We start from the raw sequence: 22,421 nt of genomic DNA on the forward strand, positions 1-22,421 counted from the left end.
AGATGACTACTAAGGTTCAAAAATTAAAAATTGCTTTGTATAAGAAGCAAATACTTGAAGCATTCGCTACTTATACAATCCTAGATATATTGTATGGAGAAGAACTTCATTTATATAACGAATTTGATCAGCAAATAAGTCTTTTAGATTCTATTAATCGAAAGAAATTCAGTTATTATAATCCAGAAATACATGAGTATCTAGATTGTAATCTTATGTATTTAGAAGCACAGGTATATTTTGCTGCAAATCTGCCTATTTTTTGTGACAAAGAAGTGGTTATTTGTTTTATTCAATTTAAAGAAGAATATTTTGGATTGAAAATGGAGTTTGATGATAATTTAATTGCAATCTACCAAAAGTTAAATACGAAAGATTGCCTTATTATAAATGAAACGTTAAGCAAACTACTTGCATTAGCTATTTTAGAATATGATATTGAAGTTTTAGTTTTCAAGGAAGATAAGAGTTAAAAAACAATTTTTTTATGCAGAAAAGGCAATCTATACCTATACAGGAGGTCTTTTTTAGGCAAGTTGGCACAGATTTTCGATAAAGAAATTAGAAATGCTATATAAAACTCGAAGTAGGACAGAAAGAGTATTTATTTGGGTCAATTTAATAGATTTAAGACAATATGATTTTAAAATCAGAGATGAGTGCCTTAGGATAAAATAAGAGTGTAAATCGATTTAAAATAAAATCACAAGATGAGGTTTACAGCTGAATGAGGAAAGTGCGTTTTAAGAAGCAAAAAGAGCAGAAAATAAAACAGCCTCAAAAAGATACCGCTTTTTGAGGCTGTTATACTAGTATTTTTTGATTACGATTCGCAACTGCTACAGTTTACTAAATTGGTAACCATTTCTTTTGAAACGCTTTGACTTCTTTGGTAGTAAAGAGTTTTAACCCCTAATTCCCATGCTTCAATCATTAAGCGGTTTACCTCTTTAATCGGTAAAGCAGATGGAATATTTAAATTCAAACTTTGGGCTTGATCCACGTATTTTTGTCTAATGGCTGCTTGTTGAATAATTTCCAATTGACTGATTTCCTTGAACGTTTTGAAAACAGCTTTTTCTTCTTCAGTTAAACCATCTAATTGTTGAACACTACCTCCAGAAAGCATGATGTTTCTCCAGGTTTCTTCATTGTCCATCCCTTTCGATTCTAATAAAGTCGTTAGGTATTTGTTTTTGCGCATAAAGTTTCCTTTGGATAAACCTGCTTTGTAGTAATTACTGCTAAATGGCTCAATTCCAGGAGAAGTTTGCCCTAAAATAGCAGAAGAAGAAGTAGTCGGAGCAATAGCCATTGTGGTTGTATTTCTTCTACCATATCCTTTTAATATTTCGGGTTCACCATAAATACGCGCTAATTCTTGAGAGGCTTTGTCAGCTTTTGCACTGATATCTTCAAAAATTTTATTCGTCAACATTTTTGCTTCTAATCCTTCAAAAGGGATCATGTTTTTTTGTAAGTATGAATGCCATCCTAAAACGCCTAAACCTAGAGCTCTGTGTCTTTTTGCAAAGCGATTAGCTGAAGCTAAATAGTAGTTTCCTTCTGTTTTTTCAATAAATTCTTGTAATACTGCATCTAAGAAGAAAATAGCTAATTTTACCGCTTCTGTATCTTTCCATTCCTCATATAATTCTAAATTCATTGAAGATAAACAGCAAATGAATGATTCGTCATCTGAAGAAGGCAACATGATTTCAGAACAAAGATTACTTGCATTAATACGCATATTTAAATCTTTGTAAACTTGTGGTTTGTGGCTGTTTACATTGTCAGAGAAGAACAAATAAGGCATTCCTTTTTGCTGTCTGCTTTCCAGTACTTTAGCCCATAATTGTCTTTTTTCTTTATCTCCATCAATCATTTCTTTCATCCAATAATCCGGAATACTTACTCCATAGAATAAATTTTGGATTGGATTTCCTATATTTTTAATATTTAAAAACTCATCACAATCCGGGTGATCAATATCTAAATAAGCAGCGAATGCACCGCGTCTTACCCCTCCTTGAGAAATAGTGTCCATAGCCGTATCAAAAAGCTTCATAAAGCTTACAGCTCCACTACTTTTACCATTGTCTGTAACTGCACTTCCTCTTTCGCGTAAGCCTCCAAAATAACCTGAAGTACCCCCGCCAATTTTGGTTTGCATAATAACCTCCCCTAATTTATGTGTAATACCTTCAATACTATCTGGAATATTCACATTGAAACAAGAAATTGGTAAACCGCGTTCCGTACCCATATTAGCCCAAATAGGCGAACTTAAGCTCATCCAACCGCGTTCTATCATTTCTTGGAAAGACTCCTTCAATTCTGGCTTAAATAAGCGCTTTGCAGCAGCTGTTGTAATACGGTCAATGGCTCCTTCAACCGTTTCACCCTTCAATAAATACCCTCTATTTAGGATTTGCTCACTTTCGGAGTTTTTCCACCACAGTTTTTCTTGTAGGTTGTCGTTTTCTTTTACTTCTAATGGTAATGCGAAATTGTTCATAGTATTTTTGTGCAATTAAAGGGGTTATTAGAATAAATCTTCTGCGGTTATACTTTTGTCGTGTTTAGTATAATCTACAGGTCTTTTGGCGAAGAAATCATCTAGGCTATTAGCAAAAACTTCTTCTTCAAACCAGGCCATTGGTTTATATTGTTCTTGGGAGATATTATATACTTTTTTCAAGCCAATTTTGAGCATACTTTCATCCACTCTAAACTTCATGAAGTTTAATAAATCATGTTTATTTACAGTTTCAATAGCACCATTTTCAAAAATCCAATCTAAGATTTTAGCCTCAATATCGATGGATGTCTTTACTACGTCATTTACATGGCTGATTAATTCATCATCAAAGAAATCTGGAAATTCATCGCGAATAGCATTGATAATATAGATTCCTGCATTTGCATGGATCTGTTCATCAACTGAAGTCCAAGCAATAATATTGCTCACATTTTTCATCAATCCTTTGAATCTTGTAAAAGATAAGATGATGGCAAATTGACTAAACAAAGATACGTTTTCAATAAGTAGTGAAAATAAAATTAATGAGACTACATATTTTTTTCTATCCGTATTATTATTTGAATTTTCTAATACAGAAGTCAAATATTCAACGCGCTCTTTGATTACTGGAATTGTTAGTAAACCTTCAAATTCATCGTTGTATCCCAATACATCCAATAAACGAGAATAAGCCTCAGAGTGTCTAAATTCGCATTCAGCAAAAGTTGATCCTAATCCATTGAATTCAGGTTTTGGAAAGTGACCATAAATGTTACCCCAAAATGTTTTTACAGCTACTTCAATTTGAGCAATAGCTAATAGACTGTTTTTAATCGCGATTTGTTCTCCTTTAGTTAAATGCGAATGAAAATCTTGTGTATCAGCGGTGAAATCTACTTCACTATGTACCCAATATGACTTGTTAATAGCTTCTGTAAATTGGTAGATACCGGGGTATTCAAATGGTTTATAGGTAACTCTTTTATCAAAAATAGACATAGCAATATGTTTTTAAATTAATAATGGATGTAGGGCTTAAAAGGGTAGCGCACGCGCGACATTTTGATAAAAAGTGTCAGACGTTTTTTGCTTAACTCACTTGCTTTTATACGCTTATAGCTAAGAGAATAAGTAGAAGTGTATACTGCTAAGTTACTATTTAGATGCTACGATGTCAACTTTATTTTAGATTAAGTTATCAAATATTGTTAATAACTTTTCTATCCCTGAGTATGCCTTGATTCATCTGTGTTTAACGAAAGAAAGCAAGTTGATGGTAGCTTTATTTTATATACAAATCAATTTTTTTTCGTAAGGGAGAAGGAAAAATAGGGCTATATTTTGGTATAAAAAAAGTGCATGTATCGAAAAAATACATGCACTTAAAAAAATATTTTGTAGTTTAGTTTAATTGTGAAACGATCGTTCTCCAAGTTTCTAATTCCGGAATTCCAGGTTTTCTTTTGCCAAAGAATTGAACTATAATTTCACCCATTTCATTGAAAACTTCAACTGCAGTAACAATGCCATCTTCAGTTGGTTTGCGAACAATCCAAGTTTGAGCTACTTTGTCCATATCTAAGTGCATATTGAAATCTGGATCTAAAATATTGTACCAGTTTTGATGCCACATCGTTTTGTTGATTTCTCCCGTGTGAATTTGAATATTTCCTCTATTACCCACAAAAACCATAATTGGTGTTTTTTCTATAGAAGCGAGTTCTAACATCGTAATAATAGCTTCCTTTGCAATAGGTTTAGCATAGAATTCACTTGGAGCCAGACGCAAGGCTTGGGTTCTTGTTACATTGTATTTCTTCAATAAACTAAAGAAATTATGGGTGTCTTTTAGACTTTTCCACTCTTCTCTAAAGGCCTCAACATCAATCTCTTCATCTAGTCTTTCATCTAAATTTTGAATATAAGGTTCTGTTTGACTTATAAAAACTTGATCATCCGCTTTAAATTTAGCAACTAAGGAATCAAAAGCGTCTTCAATACTTACCGTAGTTAGGTAAATCTTGTGAATTGCTTCTCCATCTTTACCAAAGAATTGCAAGCTTTTACGTGTAATATTTCCGGTTTCTTCAACGACAGCAAAAACGTATTTCCAATGGGATAAAAAGATACGCAAATCGATATCTGGATTTACAAATAAACCCGCATGTGGATTTGAGAAATCCGGATTGCTATAGATTCCTTTTCTCTCGTGAACACATTCATCATTGCGTGTTAAAGCCATTACTTTTCCTAAAGATTCAACTTCGCTCAAAATAGCGACAACTTCAGGTCTTAATAAAGTTGCTGTTTCACCTAAGGTAGTTGCCAACAATTCCATTTCGCTTGAATTTAATTCACTAGCTGCATTTCTTATACGTAAACGTGGATTTTCTTCTTTTAATTTATTCCAACGTTCTTTTAAAGACAATATTTCAGTATTCATTCTTGTATGTGTTTAAACTCCAAATAGGATTAAAGGAGCATTATTAACTGGATTTTTCGTTACGATACACGGAAATTTATAGACTTGAGAAATAGTTTCTTGGGTTAATACTTTTTCGGGTGTATCATATACTACTTTTTCTCCTTTATTGAGTAAAAGTATGCGGTCAGCATATTGTGCTGCAATATTTAAGTCATGGATCACAACAATAGCAGTATTACCCTGTGCCGTAAATTTTTTGATTAAATCAAGAATTTTATGTTGGTGCAATACGTCTAAGTTGTTTAACGGTTCATCTAAAAACAACAATTTGTTTTCAACAGTATTATTGAGTTGAGACAGTACGCGTGCCAAGTGTACACGCTGTTTTTCTCCACCGGATAGGTGATTGTATTCTCTGTGTTGGAGTGGGCATATATCAATGCATTCCATACTGTGTTGAATCGCCTTTTTATCTTCTTCAGAAGGAGTGTGCTCAAAATAAGGATATCTCCCCATCATGACAACGTCTTCAACTTGCAAAGGAATATCTGTATTGAATGATTGAGAAAATTTAGCTTTGTGTTTGGGCAATGTTTTTTTACACCATTTTGGATATTCGCAAGATTTCAATAAAATGCGATTACCTGGTTGGTGTAATTCATCCGCAAGTAAACTCAAAAAAGTAGATTTACCCGCTCCATTTGGCCCGAGTACAGCAATAAACTCCCCATTATTACAATTAAAATCAATGTTGTTAATTAGGTAAGTCTCTTTTGCTTTAAAACTAACTTTTAGTGCTTCAATCATGTTACATTGATTTTTTGAATTTAATTAAAATAGCAATAAATACAGGTGCTCCCATTATGGCAGTTAAAATTCCAATAGGAACTTCTGTTGGCGGAACTAAGGTTCGACTAACACCATCTGCAACAAGTAATAAAATACCACCTGCTAAGAGGGATAAAGGAAGAATAAAATAGTAATTCGACTTAAAGATTAAACGCAGAATATACGGTACTACTAAGCCGACAAAACCAATTGTTCCTGTAAAAGCAACAATCGTTCCTACCATTAAGGCAGAAAATAAAATGATTCTCTTTTTTATTCGCTCCACACTAATGCCTAGATGATTCGCATCCTTTTCACCTAACATCATGGCATTTAATGCTTTACCTAAGTTAAGTAAATAAAATAAAGCGGCACCTATAACCACTGTTAAAATAGTAATTTTTGTCCAAGTTGCTCCTGCCAAACTACCTAAGGTCCAAAAGGTTAAGTTTCTCAACTCTTCATCATTGGAAACAAAGGTCAGCAAACCGGTTATTGATCCAGATAGTGCCGTGATAGCAACTCCAGATAATAAAAGGATACTGATGTTGGTTTTGCCATTTACCGTAGACATTTTATAAACAAAACTCATCGTCAAGATAGCGCCAAAAAAGCTCATAATACTCAACAGCGAATAGTGTAGGAATTCAGGGATAAACGGTTTGATAAAAGCACCTAAAACAATGGTAATAGAGGCAAATAATACCGAACCTGAGGTGATTCCAATTAAGTCTGGGGAAGCTAAAGGGTTCTTAAACATCCCCTGTAGAGCCGTCCCTGATAGGGCTAAACCACCACCAGCTAGAATAGCCATGATAACGCGCGGTAATCGCACGTGCATGATTACATAGCTATCACTAGGGTTTACTTTTTCTGGATGAAAGAGTAGGTTTATAATGGTGTTTAAACTACTATCCTCAAAGTTATACACTCCTAAAAAAATAGACACAGCAGCAATAAACAATAAAATTAGGCTTAATGTGACTATGTAAAAAGAGAGTCTTTTTTGCATGGTGTTTTGCTTATTCTGATAATTGTTGATTTAATTTTGTAATCGCTTCTCCAAGTCTAGGTGTAAAACCAGTTAATAATAGACCATCCATCGCTATTATTTTTTTGTTTTTACCTGCATTTGTGCGATTCAAGCCTTCAATTTTTAAAACACCATCGATGCCACCCATGCTTTGTAATCCTGTATCAAATAGTAAGATATAGTCTGGATTGCTATTTAATAAAGCTTCAGGAGTTAGGGGTTTGAAATCGTCAAATCCAGTTACTGCATTTTGTCCACCTGCTAATTCAATAATGTTTTGCATCGGTGTATTATTTCCTGCAACAAATAAGTTAGACGCACCACGTGCATAAATGAAAAGAACTTTTGGTTTGTTTGCTAACGTTTTCAACTGTGCTTGATCTTGATCGATTTTTGCAAGTAGTTGCGTATAATCAGTAATATTTAAAGTCGCTGCAACCTCTTTAATTAATTGTTTTGTCCCGTCAACAGAATAGACCTGGTCAATAACGACTAATTTGATATTGGCATCCTCTAATTGTTTTTTTAGATTGTCGTTTAAATCTTTCTTTGCAATATATATAATCGTTGGTTTTAACGCCATTAAAGCCTCAATATTGATTTTATTTACATGCTCTAATTGAGTAGCTGTAGTAGATAAATCTGTTGGAAATGTACTAGTAATATCGATTCCAACAATATTACTTCTTTGACCTAAATCAACCAAAGTTTCTGTAATTGCACCGTTTAACGATATAATTCGCTCGTTAGAAGTCGTTGCTTCTGTGGTAGTTGTCTCAACAGCTTTTTCTTCTTTACTGTTTTTACACGCGATAACTGATAACGCGAGCAGGACTAAAATGGCAGTTCTTTTCATACCGGATTGTTATTTTAATTAAATCTGAATAGAGGCAAAAATAGGTTTTTTTGGGCTCATACAAAACATATTAAGATTAATTTTAAATAATAGATTCTGTGGGGGTAGCCTGTGATTAGGTAAAAAAAATATCCAAGGATACTTTGGGTTTGGATTGGTGGTTGTAGAATTGTGAAAAGCTGTTTTTTTTCTGTTGCCGTTTTAGTTTTGTTTGTGTTTGATGAAAGGATTGAATCTTTTTTTTGAGCTATCTTTGTAGGATAAAAAATTTACTATGAAAAAAATTTTATTGACAGCAGTATTGGTATTTTTAGGGATGGCAACTGCTCAAGCTCAATTGGGAAAATTGGGTGCGAAAAAAATAGACGCTTTATCAACAGCAGTAGCTGCTTTTACTGTCTCTGATACTGAAATTCAACAATCTGCTACAGCGGCGATTAAATGGATGGATGAGAATAATCAAGTATGTGAGCTTAATTCTAAACAAAAGGATATGCGCGAGTATGCCGAGCGTTTAGAGCGTATATTTGGACCATATAAAAACTATGATGGACTTACTTTAAATTATAAAGTATACTACGTAACAGATATTAATGCATTTGCTTGTGCAGATGGTAGTGTTCGCGTCTTTTCGTCCTTAATGGACATCATGACTGATGATGAATTATTGGCTATTATTGGTCATGAGATAGGTCATGTGAAATTAGAACATACTAAAAATGCATACAAGCAAATTTTATTAGCAGAGGCAGCGACTAAATATGTTGGTTCTACGAAAGGGACTGCTGCGGATTTAATGAATTCTGATTTGGGTGGGATGTCCGAAAAATTAATGAGTGCTTCTTTTTCTCGAAAACAAGAAACAGACTCGGATGATTATTCTTATAAGTTCTTGGTTGGCAATGGAAAGAATCCTCAAGCACTTGCAGATGGGTTTCAAAAATTTGCAGACATGGAAAAAGAGGGTGGAGCTGATAAATCATTAGGGGCTAAAATGGCTTCAAGTCATCCAGATAGTGAGAAACGTGTAAAACGAGTTCTAGACAAAATCAAAAAAGGCGATAAAAAGTAGTTTTTGAAATGGATAAATAAAAAAGGGACGGTTTTGGAAAGAAATCGTCCCTTTTTTATTACTTGAAAAATGAGCTTAGAATTTTAATCCTTTAGCTCTCTTTCAGTGAAAATCATAAATAAAGTAAAATCTTTAGATATTATATTTAAGGTATTTGACCGTAGAGTTTTTAATTTTCCTTATTTAGGAGTAAAGGGTATAAGGGCTTTTAATAATTAATGCATCTAATTGTTACAGAATATAGTATTGTATTGCGAATAGATTGTTTTCTACAAACAAATGGGATTCACTATCTTTGTATATACTTTTGATTTAAAACGACAAATTATGTTAGATATAAAAGCAGTTAGAGAAGACTTTCCCATACTTAAACAACAAGTAAACGGAAAACCTTTAGTGTATTTTGATAATGCTGCTACAGCTCAAAAACCCAAAGTGGTTGAAGAAGCCATTACAACATATTATGAAACTATAAATGCAAATATTCATCGCGGTGTCCATACATTGAGTCAATTGGCGACAGATGCGTATGAAGAATCAAGAAAAAAAGTACAACAGCATATCAATGCCAAAGAAGATCGAGAAATTATATTTACCTCTGGAACTACTTTTGGAATTAATTTAGTAGCAAGTAGTTTCTCTTTTCTGTTGCAAGAGGGAGATGAAATACTGATTTCTGCTATGGAACATCATTCAAATATTGTGCCTTGGCAGTTTGCTTGTGAACGATCAGGAGCTATACTCAAAGTGATTCCGATGAATGCAAAGGGGGAATTGATTATGGAAGAATTTGATCAATTGCTCTCAACCAAAACAAAAATGCTAGCTGTAACCCATATTTCCAATGCACTAGGGACAATCAACCCAATCAAGGAAATGATTGAAAAGGCACATCAAGTGGGGGCCGCTGTTTTGATTGATGGAGCACAAGCAACACCACATATTAAACCCGATGTACAAGCATTAGATTGCGATTTTTATGTGTTTTCAGGACATAAAGTTTGTGGACCAACCGGTACGGGTGTATTATATGGAAAAGAAGCATGGTTAACTAAATTACCTCCCTATCAAGGCGGAGGAGAAATGATTAAAACGGTTACATTTGAAAAAACAACCTATGCTTGTTTACCTCATAAATTTGAAGCAGGGACACCAAATATCGCGGGTGGTATCGTATTGGGATATGCTTTAGATTATTTAAATAAGCTTGGTTTTGATGCTATTCAGGCCTATGAACATGAACTGTTGGTTTATGGAACGAAGCGCTTATTAGAAATTGAGGGATTAAAAATTATTGGAACTGCTGCAAATAAGACCGCTGTAATTTCCTTTAATATTGAAGGATTACATCCCTATGATGTAGGTGTAATCGTTGATAAATTTGGAGTTGCTGTGCGTACAGGACATCATTGTACACAGCCGATTATGGATATTTTTGGTATTCCTGGAACCATACGCGCTTCATTTAGTTTTTATAATACAAAAGAAGAAATTGATATTTTAATTGAAGCAGTGAAGAAAGCAAAACAAATGCTTTCTTAGCTCAAATAGAAAGTAGAAAGTTATGACAATAAAAGAAACACAAGAAGAAATAATAGATGAATTTTCCTTATTTGAGGATTGGATGCAACGCTATGAATACATTATTGAATTAGGTAAAACCTTGCCATTGATTGATGCGCAATATCAAGTTGAGGAAAACTTAATTAAAGGTTGTCAATCTCAAGTTTGGTTGTACGCAGAAATGACGAATGACAAAGTTGTATTTACAGCCAATAGTGATGCAATATTAACCAAGGGAATTATCGCCATTTTAATTCGTGTTTTTTCAGATCAAAAACCAGAAGATATTTTAAAAGCAGATTTGTCTTTTATCGATGAGATTGGATTGAAAGAGCATTTATCACCCACTCGTGCCAATGGTTTGGTTTCGATGATTAAGCAAATTCGCTTGTATGCTTTGGCTTTTCAAGCCAAATAATTTTAATGTAAAACCAAGTGTTTTTTAGTATGGAACAAGTAGATGTACAACAATTAGGAGAAAATATCGTAAAAATTTTGAAAACAATTTACGATCCAGAAATTCCTGTAGATATTTATGAATTAGGATTGATTTACGATGTGTTTGTAAATGAAACAAACGATGTTAAAATTTTGATGACTTTGACATCGCCAAACTGTCCTGTGGCCGAAACCTTGCCTATGGAAGTAGAAGAAAAAGTAAAATCAATCGATCAGGTAAATAACGTAGAGATTGAATTGACATTCGATCCAGCATGGTCTAAAGATTTGATGAGTGAAGAGGCACAATTAGAGTTGGGATTACTATAACTATGGAAGGAGAAATTGTAAATAAAGTGGCTAATAGTGCTTTAAAAGTTTTTGACTTAGAGGAGATATATCCTGTAAATCCAAGAATGGAAATAGATATCGCACAATGGTTATACGAAGGCTTTGTTTTGAGAGAAAAAGATTTCAGAATCGCTTTGAAAGAAGTGGATTGGGCAATTTATCAAGACGCTTATGTCGGTTTATATTGTTCTACGGATGCAATTCTTCCTGGATGGGCCTATATGCTTTTAACAAGCTATTTGCAGCCTGTTGCAAAACGCATTTTTCTTGGCGATAAAAACCACTTAGAGAAATCCATTTACCAAGAGCTATTGTTCGCTATTGATTATACGGCTTATCAAGACTTACCTGTGATTATTAAAGGCTGTTCTAAAAAGGAAATTCCCGAAGAAGCCTATGTTTTAGTTACGCAGTTAATGATGAATACAGCTCGATCTGTCATGTTTGGAGAGGCATGTTCTGCAGTCCCAGTTTACAAACGTTTAGCAAAAAAGTAATTTTTTTTTGTATTTTCTATCTGTTATTGTTATTTTCGTGTTAAATTGACAGTATTATGAAAAAAATTTTGCTTAGCATTGCTGCTGTGTTTATGTTGTATTCGGCACAAGCTCAGGAAACTGAAGTTGCTGAAGGCACGGAAGTTCCAAAAAATTGGACTTCAAAAGGAAATTTTGCTCTTTTAGCAAACCAATCTAGTTTTTCAAATTGGCAAGCAGGTGGGGATAATAACCTCGCTGGGAATGTGAATCTGAATTACGATTTGAATTACAAAAAAGAGGGATGGACTTGGGATAATAAATTCCAGGTTAGTTATGGTCTAACTAAGTTAAAAGGAGAAAAAGAAAAAAAGACCGATGACCGTTTAGAAATTACCTCATTACTTGGTAAACAAATGACAGGCAAGTGGTATTATTCATTTTTTATGAACTTTAAAACACAGATGGATTCTGGATGGGATAAAGATGGAAATAAGAATACACACTTTATGTCGCCTGCTTATCTGCAAATAGGACCTGGTTTGTTGTGGAAGCACGATGACAATTTGAAAGTGAATTTTGCACCTGCTACATCAAGATTCATTATGGTACACAAACATTTTACTCAATTCGGAGATGCTTTTGGTGTGAAAGAAGGCAAGACAATGGAGTACCAATTGGGTATGGCTATTAATGGGTATTATAAGTTTAATCCAATGGAAAATGTTTCTATTGAAAACATTTTAAACCTGTATTCTAACTATTTAGAAAACCCTGAAAAAGTAGTCTTAGATTACCAATTAAATGTTGTGTTGAAAGTAAATAAATATTTGTCTACAAACTTAACTTTTCAAGCCATTTATGATGATAATGCTTACCGCGGATTCCAATTACGTGAAATGGTTGGTCTAGGAGTAAACTATACTTTTTAGTTTAAGTATATATAGAATAAAAAAAGCTCGAGCATGCTCGAGCTTTTTTTATTAAAGAAAATGCATCTGTTGTTGTTGTGCTTTTTCTTTTATTTCTGCGGGCCATAAACTGGCTTGTACTTCGCCAATGTGTTTTTTATGCAATAAAAACATACATACTCTGGATTGCCCTATGCCTCCGCCAATGCTTAAGGGTAACTGTTCTTTGAGCAAAAGCTGGTGATAGAATAGTTGTGCACGTTGGGTTGTTTGAGTCAACGCTAATTGATAGTTTAGAGTATCTTTATCTACTCGAATACCCATAGAACTTAGTTCTATCGCCTGTTCTAGACCAGCATGCCAAACCAGTAAATCACCATTGAGTCCTCGATAACCCTCTTCGGTTTCGGTACTCCAATCATCATAATCGGAGGCACGTGAATCATGCGGTTCATTATTGGATAACGGATGTCCTACCCCAACAATAAAAACAGCTTTGTATTCTTTCGTAATAGCCTGTTCTCTTTCTTTAGGCGTTAGATGAGGATACAATTGTAAAAGTTGTTCCGCATGGATAAAAGAGAGTGTAGAAGGTAAGGTAGCTGGTATGTCGAGTTGTGTCTCTACAACCTCTTCAGTTTCTTTCAGCGCTTGATAGATCGATCTAATTATATTTTTTAAATAACTTAAACAACGATTGTTTGCGGCAATTCTCAATTCCCAATCCCATTGATCTACATATATGGAGTGAATGGGACTATAGTCCTCATCTGCGCGAATGGCACGCATATCAGTTAGGATTCCCTCGTGAATAGACAATTCCAATTCTTGGAGTCTTATTCTTTTCCATTTCGCTAGAGAATGAACAATTACAGCATTATTCGGCAAGAATTTTACAGGGAAAGATACCGCTCTTTCCGATCCATTCAAATCATCATTAATTCCAGTATCCTCATTGACTAACATAGGAGAAGAGATGGCATATAAATTCAATGCTTCACTTAATTTTGAAGCAAAGGTTTGCTTAATTAAAGCAATGGATTTTTCGGTCTGTAAAATTTCTTTTTTACGCATAATACAATCATTTAAAAGTTATAAAATAAAAAAAGGCTCCTCGAATGAGGAGCCTTGAAACGTTGAATAAAATAATATAATAATTAGCTTATTTTTAGATCCATAGAATTCCCCTTCGAAATGCAGATGCAATTCAAATTAGAAGAGAAATTGTTATTTAGGATTGATATAAGCATACTAAATTGGCGTTTGACTAATTAAAGAATAAAAGTAATAAATTTTATTCTTCGTGCGATCTAAAATAAATGTTAAATTTCATCTTCCTCATTTTCAATCAAATGCTCAAAATCAGGATACAAGAAATTATTATACGGAAACCTTGTTGTATGAACTGTTCTTACGGCTTCATAAAGGGTTTTTCTAAATTCTTCAAAGTTCTCTTTGTTCGTTGCCGAAATAAAGAGGGCATTTTCAATGCCGGCTTTATTCATCCATGTTTTTTTCCATTCTTCAATTGAATAATGGCGGGATGTGCGTTCAGTCATCAAATCATCCTCTTCAATTACTTCAGGATGATAGGCATCAATTTTATTGAAGATCATGATGGTTGGCTTGTCATCGCTCTTAATGTCCTTTAGAATTTCATTCACAGAAGCAATATGATCCTCAAAATCATGGTGCGAAATATCAACAACATGCAAAAGTAAATCAGCCTCTCGAACTTCGTCTAAGGTACTTTTAAACGATTCTACTAATTGAGTAGGTAGTTTACGAATGAAACCTACGGTATCAGATAGTAAGAACGGTAAATTGCCAATCACGATTTTTCGTACGGTAGTATCCAAAGTAGCAAAAAGTTTATTTTCAACAAATACATCACTTTTTCCAATAGTATTCATTAAAGTTGATTTCCCTACATTGGTATATCCTACTAAAGCTACGCGTACCATAGCTCCTCGATTGCTGCGTTGAGAAGCCATTTGTTTGTCAATTACTTTTAGCTTTTCACGCAACAAGGTGATGCGATCGCGAACAATTCGTCTATCTGTTTCAATTTCAGTCTCTCCTGGTCCGCGCATTCCTATACCTCCACGTTGTCTCTCTAAGTGAGTCCACATACCAGAAAGACGAGGAAGTAGGTATTGAAATTGGGCTAATTCAACTTGCGTTCTTGCGTACGAGGTTTGTGCACGTTGCGCAAAAATATCTAAAATTAAATGGGTGCGGTCTAATACTTTACAATCTAATATTCTAGTGATGTTCTTTTGTTGACCAGGAGTAAGCTCATCGTCAAATATTACGGTCTGAATATTATGTTCTACAATATAATATTTGATTTCGTCCATCTTTCCTGTTCCTAAGAAAGTTTTTGGATTTGGTTGATCTAATTTTTGGGTAAAACGTTTCTGTACTTCCCCTCCAGCAGTAATTGTTAAGAACTCGAGTTCATCCAAATACTCCTTTAGTTTAGTCTCATCTTGATCTTTATTGATAATTCCAACAATAACCGATCTTTCAAAATTTATGTCTTCTCTTTCAATCATATACATCTTGTCTAGTTAGACAAAATTAGTGAAAAAATATGGCTTGGTCGGTTTGTTAGGAAAGAGTTTATGGATTTAGTATGCGATTACTAAGAAAAAAACGGATTTAGAGAAGAAATGAATGAATAAATGAAATTTAAAACAATCTTAATTGTTAATTAAAAGAGAGCATTTGATAAAAAAATATCAGTTTATATATATGTAATCGCCTGTTTTTTGTTTTTAACATTGGTTTTTTCTCTTTTTTTTATTTAAAATACCGTATTAATTTACTTTAGTAATAATTTACATTTTGTTAATATTAATATAAAAAAAAGTATATATTTGACAGTAACTAACCTAAAACGAATACGTATGAAAAGAATTACAGTGCTTTTCTTCTTTTTGCTGAGTGTATTTCTCACTTACGGACAAGAAGTAACGATAGGCGCAGGTACAATTTCTCAAAATCACCCTTTGAGTAGTTATTTCGGTTATCAACGTTCGGCAGCTTTATATACAGCCGCTGAAATAAATCAAACAGGTTTTATTAATAGACTTGCTTGGGATATTGGAAGCGTTGGAGCAGTCCGACCTGTAAAAATTTATCTTAAAGAAATAGAAGGAACTACAATAACAGCAGCCAATTGGACTACTTTGACAACAGGAGCGACGCTGGTTTATGACGGAAGTTTTTTACCAAACACGACAGGTTATCGAACGCTGAATTTAGATATAAGTTTCAATTATACTGGCGAAACCAAAAGTTTGTTGGTATTAGTTGAAGCAAATGCAGGTGGTGGTGGAATTGATGGAGTTTCAGGGTTGAATATTAAAGGGTCAACAATTGCTAATATGCATTTAGCTGCTACCCAAGATACAACTGCTCCAACGGGGAATTTAACTTTTGGAAATAGTAGACCCAATATAAAAATGACATTTGGTGCTCAAATTACTTGTCCAACAATTGCACTAACAATTGCTGAATTGTTTTTTAATAAAGTTAGATTTAATGTAACTGAAAGAGCGAGTACTACTTCGGTTTTTTATGAGCTAAGAACAACAGGTAATGCAGGGTCAGGAGCGACTGGATTAGTCACTTCAGGAACAATTAACGATTTAACAAATACGCCATTTGAGATAGCCGGATTAACAGAAAATACGGTATATAATCTATATGTCAGAGCAAATTGTAATGCTGAAACTTCTACCTTTTCTAATGGGCTAAGTTTTCGTACTTTATTCGAAAATGTAATTGGTACAGGTGAATTAGATGACTCTGACTTACCAATTCATTCCAATTTTGGGTATAATTATTCACAAATGATTTATACAGCAAGTGAAGTTGGAGGTATATTAGGAACAAGAAGACTAGTTGATCGAATAAAATTTTATTATACTGCAGCAGCACCAAATACAACTTCATATTCTAAATGGACGGTATTTGCAGGGAATACTACGCAAGCTGAGTTTGGTGGTACAGCAGCTTCTAATTGGGTAAATCATCAAACTTTAACTAAAGTATATACAGGAACCTTAAATCTAGCAACTCCAGTAGGCCGTTGGGTTGAGATTGTATTAGATACACCAATTATTTGGGATGGTACAAGTAATTTGGTTTTGGCTATATATGAAGATTCTCCTGGATTTAGTAGTGGAGCGAAATTTAGAAAATTTGCCACGACTACTAATAGAGCAATGGTAAAAAGAGGTGATACTGCATTTAGTATTAATGAAGCAGTTGGTGGAGCAGCTTCATCAAGATTCCAATATTTACCACAACTCTTTTTAGGTTCAATAGATACACCAACGTGTTATAGACCAGTAAATATTTCAACCAATACAATTACAAATAATTCAGTAGGAATTGCTTGGGGAATATTACCTGGAGTGTCTTCTGTAGGTGTTGACTATTATATTGCTCAAACTAATACACCAGTAGATGAAACTACTGTTGCTACAGGTACTTTTACTGGAAATGGCACAAGCGGCACTATTAATAGTTTGCAACCTAATACACGATACTATCTATATTTGCGTAATAAATGTTCCGCAACAGTAAACTCCGATTGGAGTGTTGCTACTGAAATTCGTACAAATTTAGTAGCTGCTACTCTACCTTATACAGAGAATTTTGAAAACAACCCCAATTTCGCGTTTAATAATGATTCGACGAATAAATGGCATGTTGGGAATGCAGTAAATAATGGAGGGCAAAGAGCATTATATATCAGTAATGATAATGGTACTACAAATGCATATACCCTTGTTGGAGCGCAAGTGTCGCACGTTTATAAAGATTTTACTATACCTGCAGGAACAACAGACTTATCCATTAGTTTTGATTGGCGTTGTGTTGGAGAGGGAACAACAACAGATTATTTTAGGGTATGGGCTGTTCCTGTATCTTTTGAACCTGCAGTAGGCGCACAGACAACGGCTGCCACAGATAGGATTCGTGTAGGAAGAGCACAATATAATTCGAATAACGCTTTCTTGAATGAAGTTGCGGTTATAAATGCTAGTGTTTTTGCTGGGCAGACGATGCGTTTGGTATTTGAGTGGCGTCAAGATGGTGGCGGAGGAACTCAACCCCCTGCAGCAATTGATAATTTAGGTGTTTCTATTGTCACCTGTAGTCAACCTACAGGACTAGTTCTAAATTCACTTACTCATAATACAATTACAGCTAGTTGGACAGCTGTATCCAATGTGTCAAGTTATGACGTATATATTGGAACGACAGCAAATAGACCTGCAGACAATGCTACAGTTACGAATGTAACGGGGACTACACATACATTTCAAGGGTTAAGTCCGCTTACCCAATATTATATTTGGGTGCGTTCTCATTGTTCAGGTACAAGCCAAAGTATATGGACGGGGCCCTTAGAAGCAAGAACTGGGTTACTACCAGCTAATTTACCTTTTACAGAAACATTTGAAGGAGATGTTAACTATGGATATGTTAATGATACAACGAATAAATGGCATATTGGAAATGCAGTAAATAATGGAGGACAACGTGCTATGTATATCAGTAATGATAATGGAGTTACGAATACATACACAACTGCAGGAGCTCAGATTTCACATGTTTTTAAAGATTTTACAGTACCCGCAGGCGCAACTGATTTGCAAATTAATTTTGATTGGCGTTGTGTTGGAGAAGGTGGAACATGGGATTATTTTAGAGTTTGGGTGGTACCAGTTACTTTTACTCCAACAGTTGGTGTACAAACAGCAGCTGGAACTAATAGAACTCGTTTAGGAAGGTCTGAATACAATGCGAATGCTGTTTTTTTAACGGAAAATCTAATTTTTGATGGAACTGTCTTTGCCGGACAAACGATGCGTATTGTATTTGAATGGCGTCAAGATACAGGAGGGGGAACTCAACCACCTGCTGCTATTGATAATCTGAAAATTAAGCAATATACGTGTAGGGATGTTGCCAATGCTACAATTCAGCTGAGTAATATTACAACAACAACAGGAACAGTTGCTTGGACTAGTACGAATGTTGCATCCTATGATTTATACTTGACTCAGAGTCCAGTAAGACCAACAGATGCGACTACACCAACGATTAATGTTACAAATCCTACGCATACATTTGAAAATTTAAATCCTGGAACACAGTATTTAGTCTATGTCCGTTCTAATTGCGGTCCAACTGATATTGGAGTGTGGACGGGACCGAAAATACTTGCAACGAATATGACAGCAGCAACGTTGCCATATACAGAAAATTTTGAAGGAATTACTAATCTAGAATATAAAAGGAACGATACGAATAATAAGTGGTTCGTGGGTAATGCTGTGAATAACGGAGGAACGAAAGCCTTATATATTAGTAATGATTTAGGCGCTACAAATACGTATAATACCACTGGAGCCCAAGTGTCACATGTTTATAAAGATTTTGTTATTCCAACTGGAACACTTGAAATAGGCGTTAATTTTGATTGGCGTTGTGTTGGAGAAGGTGGAACATGGGATTACTTTAGAGTTTGGCTTGTGCCTGATTCTTTTATCCCTACTACGGGCGTGCAAATTACAGCAGCAACGGATAGAATTCGTTTAGGAAGATCTGAATTTAATGGAAACCCTGAATTTATCAGGGAACAACTGACACAAAATGCGAATGTATTTGCAGGCCAAACCATGCGTTTAGTATTTGAGTGGCGTCAAGATACGGGAGGTGGAACTCAACCGCCAGCAGCGATTGATAACCTAGAAGTAGCAGTGATTACTTGTCCAGCTCCAACTAATTTGCAAGTGGTTTCCGTTACAGGAACTACAGCAACTGTATCTTGGACTCCAGTAGCAGGACAAGATACGTATGAAGTTTATTATACAACAACTAATACTCCTCCAGGGGCAACAGTAACAGGATCAGTTGTCACAACAGATAATCCTTATACAATTCCTGGATTGACACCTAATACAGATTATTTTGTGTGGGTTAGAACCATTTGTAGTGATACAGATAAGAGTTTCTGGAAACGATTACCTGTTTCAACCGGTCAAATTCCTGCAGAGATGCCTTATGAAGAAGGTTTTGAGGGGGATAACAACTGGTCTGTAATCAGCAATTCGGTAAATAAATGGGTTGTTGGTACAGCTGTAAATAACGGAGGAACAAGAGCACTATATGTTTCAGATAATAACGGTGTAACTAATACTTACAATAATAGTATTTCAACAGTTACCCATGCGTATCGAGATATTGCTGTTCCAAATGTAAGAGGAGTCTCAGAAACTATACTGAGTTTTGATTGGAGAGGTATGGGAGAAGCATGTTGTGACTATATAAGAGTATGGCTAGTACCTGCAACTTTCAGACCTACACAGGGACAACAAATTGCAGCAGGAGCGAATCGTATACAAATAGGAGGGAATTACAATCAACAAGCTGAATTTAGAACGGTTGAACAAATATTAGATTTAAGCGCTTATGCAGGTACAACTATACGTGTTATTTTTGAATGGAGAAATGATGGTAGTATGGGAGATCCTCCTGCAGGAGCTATTGATAATGTGCTACTGAAACAGATAACATGTCCAACGCCAAAGAATTTACAGGCAGAAATAGTAGATATTAATGTAACGCCTATTAATGTATTATTGACTTGGGAGCCTCAAGGAGATGAGACGCAATGGGAAGTATATATATTAGATCTAGAGGATGAGACAGTTCCTACAGATGCAACTCCAGGAATTGTAGTTAATGAACCCCGTTATATCTTCGTTGATCCAAATCCAAATGCAACAGAAGATAAATTTTATCGTTTTTATGTTCGCCCAATTTGTTCACCTACAGATAAAGGACGTTGGTCAAAACCGGGAATTATCTCGTTTATTCCGCCTCCAGGATGTGCTGTAGTGGATGCAGAAATTGAGTTTTCTGATATTGAAGGATTAGAGAAAAATGAAAATGGCGACTATGTAATTTGTGAAGATGGAACTTTTAATTTTACCTTAGGAGCATCTTATTATGATATCTTAAAAACAAATGAATACAAAGTTGAACCTATTGAATATCGACCACCATTCCCATTTAAAGGAGGAGGAGCCGTTGAAATTGATACCGATGACAGATGGTCAGGTGTAATTGATTTAGGGTTTGATTTTTGTTTTTTTGGAAATAAATTTGATAAAGTATTAATCACAGATAATGGAGCAATTACATTTAGTATTAGGGATGCTGTGCCCGATGGACGTTATACTCCTAATAGTGGAAGTGGATTTAGTATGAATGCGAATGATTCTTTGCCATATAGTCCCCCTCCTCCTAGTACTCAACCTCTTTATGTCAATTCCATATTTGGGGTGATGCAAGATCTAGATCCTCGACCAAATATAGGTTCACCAGCTGATAAATCTATCAATTATCAAATTATTGGTAAGGCACCTTGTAGAACACTGGTATTTAATGTCTATCATTTGGGTCTATGGACTGATCTTTTTGATCCTGAAAATATAGAAGGTAGTACCCAAACAACGCAGGTTGTGTTGTATGAAGGAACCAATATTATTGAAGTATATGTAAAGAATAGACCTGTAGCAAGGGCACATAACGGTGGAAATGGAGTAATTGGAATTCAGAATAGTGATGGTACAATAGCTTATGTACCTCCAGGACGTAACGTTGGTCGTTGGACTGCTCAAAGAGAAGCTTGGCGATTTACACCAGATGGAGATTCAACCGCAGAGTTTGTATGGGAAAAAGACGGAGAGTTTTTCTCTTCAGAGACAAGTATTGATATTTCAGTTACAGAAACCGTAAAATACACTGCCAAAGCGACGTATGAAATTTGTGGAGAAGTTACCGAACTTACCAAAGAGTTTAGTTTTGTTAAAGAAGACTTTAGCTTAGGAACTCCAATTGATTTATTTGACTGTTCACGTAGACCAGGTGAATTAAACGAGGTAAATTTACGTAACAATGATGCGTTAGTTTTAGGTGATCTTGATCCAACGAAATACGTATTAGAGTATTTTGATGATGAATCCTCGATGAATAATGGAACGGATCAATTGGTTGATGATATTTATAAATTCAATGTACGATCAAAGAGTATTTATGTCAAACTGACCAATAAAACAACAGGATGTTGGGAGTATAAAGTGTTTAGAGCCTATGTCAAAGATCCATTGCCAGTAGATAAACCAGCAAATCAAAGTGTATGTGGTTTCTATTTACTTCCAGAGTTAAAAGAAGGGGGAGATTATTATACCGAACAGTATGGTCAAGGCACTAAATATGAAGTAGGCGATACTTTTAGAGAGTTGGGTAAACATACGATTTATGTTTATAGAGAAGATGAGGATGGTTGTTTTGGAGAGTCTAGTTTTACATTAGAAATTGTCGAACAACCTGTAGCTGATGTAATACCTGACCAGATTATGTATTGTGATGTATTTAAGCTACCCGCGTTATCAACGTTTAGTAAGTATTATACGCAGCCTAATGGAGAAGGAGTAGAATTGCCAGTAGGTATGCCTATTTTTGAACCAAGTACAATTTATGTATTTGCCTACAATAAGGGAAGTAACGGCGCTATTTGTATCGATCAGAGTAGTTTTAGGGTAGATTTTGAAGATTGTCCAATCCCAAAAGGATTCTCACCAAATGGAGATGGTCTGAATGATTCGTTTGATTTAAGTAACCATGGTATCGCAAAAATTCAGATCTTTAACCGAAATGGAACTGAGGTATATTCTCATGGAGTTGGTTATACGAAAGAGTTTGTCGGTAAGGATAAATCAGGAAAACAATTACCTTCAGGAACGTACTACTATGTTGTAGTTGCTAATGCAAAAATGAGAACGGGTTGGGTACAAATTAATTATTAATATAAATAAACAACTGTGCGTGCAGGCATGCACAGTTGTTTTTAT

General features: G+C 34.9%; 16 protein-coding genes. 8 read left to right on the forward strand and 8 right to left on the reverse strand.

Annotation, left to right across the window (positions count from 1 at the left end):
• The first annotated feature begins 2 nt into the window (after window positions 1-2).
• Complete coding sequence (locus ACMHJ2_RS00550; RefSeq protein ID WP_413511012.1) at window positions 3-473, forward strand: hypothetical protein; 471 nt, start codon at window positions 3-5, stop codon at window positions 471-473.
• 350 nt (window positions 474-823) lie between these two features.
• On the opposite strand, the gene ACMHJ2_RS00555 is transcribed toward ACMHJ2_RS00550, so the two are convergent.
• The 6 genes from ACMHJ2_RS00555 to ACMHJ2_RS00580 form a co-directional block, all read right to left on the reverse strand.
• Complete coding sequence (locus ACMHJ2_RS00555) at window positions 824-2,518, reverse strand: ribonucleoside-diphosphate reductase subunit alpha (RefSeq protein WP_413511013.1); 1,695 nt, start codon at window positions 2,516-2,518, stop codon at window positions 824-826.
• Window positions 2,519-2,545: 27 nt separating this feature from the next.
• Window positions 2,546-3,523, reverse strand: a complete 978-nt coding sequence (locus ACMHJ2_RS00560) for a ribonucleotide-diphosphate reductase subunit beta (protein ID WP_413511014.1) — start codon at window positions 3,521-3,523, stop codon at window positions 2,546-2,548.
• 403 nt (window positions 3,524-3,926) lie between these two features.
• Entirely contained in the window at window positions 3,927-4,967 is a 1,041-nt protein-coding gene (locus tag ACMHJ2_RS00565; protein WP_413511015.1) for a hemin-degrading factor, read from the reverse strand.
• A 12-nt stretch (window positions 4,968-4,979) separates the two neighbouring features.
• On the reverse strand, window positions 4,980-5,756 hold the full coding sequence (locus ACMHJ2_RS00570; RefSeq protein WP_413511016.1) for a heme ABC transporter ATP-binding protein: 777 nt from the start codon (window positions 5,754-5,756) through the stop codon (window positions 4,980-4,982).
• A 1-nt stretch (window position 5,757) separates the two neighbouring features.
• Entirely contained in the window at window positions 5,758-6,789 is a 1,032-nt protein-coding gene (locus tag ACMHJ2_RS00575) for a FecCD family ABC transporter permease (RefSeq protein WP_413511017.1), read from the reverse strand.
• Window positions 6,790-6,799: 10 nt separating this feature from the next.
• Window positions 6,800-7,666, reverse strand: a complete 867-nt coding sequence (locus ACMHJ2_RS00580) for a heme/hemin ABC transporter substrate-binding protein (protein ID WP_413511018.1) — start codon at window positions 7,664-7,666, stop codon at window positions 6,800-6,802.
• Window positions 7,667-7,940: 274 nt separating this feature from the next.
• On the opposite strand from ACMHJ2_RS00580, the gene ACMHJ2_RS00585 reads away from it, so the two are divergent.
• The 6 genes from ACMHJ2_RS00585 (at window position 7,941) to ACMHJ2_RS00610 (ending at window position 12,498) form a co-directional block, all read left to right on the forward strand.
• The gene (locus ACMHJ2_RS00585; RefSeq protein WP_413511019.1) at window positions 7,941-8,738 is read left to right on the forward strand and encodes a M48 family metalloprotease; all 798 of its coding nucleotides are present in this window, start codon (window positions 7,941-7,943) and stop codon (window positions 8,736-8,738) included.
• A gap of 327 nt (window positions 8,739-9,065) precedes the next feature.
• Window positions 9,066-10,280: an aminotransferase class V-fold PLP-dependent enzyme gene (locus ACMHJ2_RS00590; RefSeq protein ID WP_413511020.1), complete on the forward strand. Its 1,215-nt coding sequence runs from the start codon at window positions 9,066-9,068 to the stop codon at window positions 10,278-10,280.
• Between the two features lie 22 nt (window positions 10,281-10,302).
• Window positions 10,303-10,719 carry a SufE family protein gene (locus tag ACMHJ2_RS00595; RefSeq protein ID WP_413511021.1) on the forward strand — a complete coding sequence of 139 codons (417 nt, stop codon included), beginning with the start codon at window positions 10,303-10,305 and terminating at the stop codon, window positions 10,717-10,719.
• Window positions 10,720-10,748: 29 nt separating this feature from the next.
• A complete protein-coding gene (locus ACMHJ2_RS00600; RefSeq protein ID WP_413511022.1) occupies window positions 10,749-11,069 on the forward strand; it encodes an iron-sulfur cluster assembly protein in 321 nt (106 codons plus the stop codon).
• 2 nt (window positions 11,070-11,071) lie between these two features.
• Window positions 11,072-11,587, forward strand: a complete 516-nt coding sequence (locus ACMHJ2_RS00605; protein ID WP_413511023.1) for a DUF2480 family protein — start codon at window positions 11,072-11,074, stop codon at window positions 11,585-11,587.
• Window positions 11,588-11,643: 56 nt separating this feature from the next.
• Entirely contained in the window at window positions 11,644-12,498 is an 855-nt protein-coding gene (locus ACMHJ2_RS00610) for a DUF3078 domain-containing protein (protein ID WP_413511024.1), read from the forward strand.
• A gap of 51 nt (window positions 12,499-12,549) precedes the next feature.
• Here ACMHJ2_RS00610 and asnA read toward each other — a convergent pair whose 3' ends face one another.
• Both asnA and hflX read right to left on the reverse strand, forming a co-directional pair.
• The gene (gene asnA / locus ACMHJ2_RS00615; protein WP_413511025.1) at window positions 12,550-13,551 is read right to left on the reverse strand and encodes an aspartate--ammonia ligase; all 1,002 of its coding nucleotides are present in this window, start codon (window positions 13,549-13,551) and stop codon (window positions 12,550-12,552) included.
• Window positions 13,552-13,799: 248 nt separating this feature from the next.
• Window positions 13,800-15,035, reverse strand: coding sequence for a GTPase HflX (gene hflX, locus ACMHJ2_RS00620; RefSeq protein WP_413511026.1), 1,236 nt, complete (start codon window positions 15,033-15,035; stop codon window positions 13,800-13,802).
• A gap of 354 nt (window positions 15,036-15,389) precedes the next feature.
• Here hflX and ACMHJ2_RS00625 point away from each other — a divergent pair, with 354 nt between their 5' ends.
• Complete coding sequence (locus tag ACMHJ2_RS00625; protein WP_413511027.1) at window positions 15,390-22,376, forward strand: fibronectin type III domain-containing protein; 6,987 nt, start codon at window positions 15,390-15,392, stop codon at window positions 22,374-22,376.
• The last annotated feature ends 45 nt before the right edge of the window (window positions 22,377-22,421 follow it).

The organism is Myroides odoratus (assembly GCF_965118575.1).
GTDB classification, from domain to species: domain Bacteria; phylum Bacteroidota; class Bacteroidia; order Flavobacteriales; family Flavobacteriaceae; genus Flavobacterium; species Flavobacterium odoratum_B.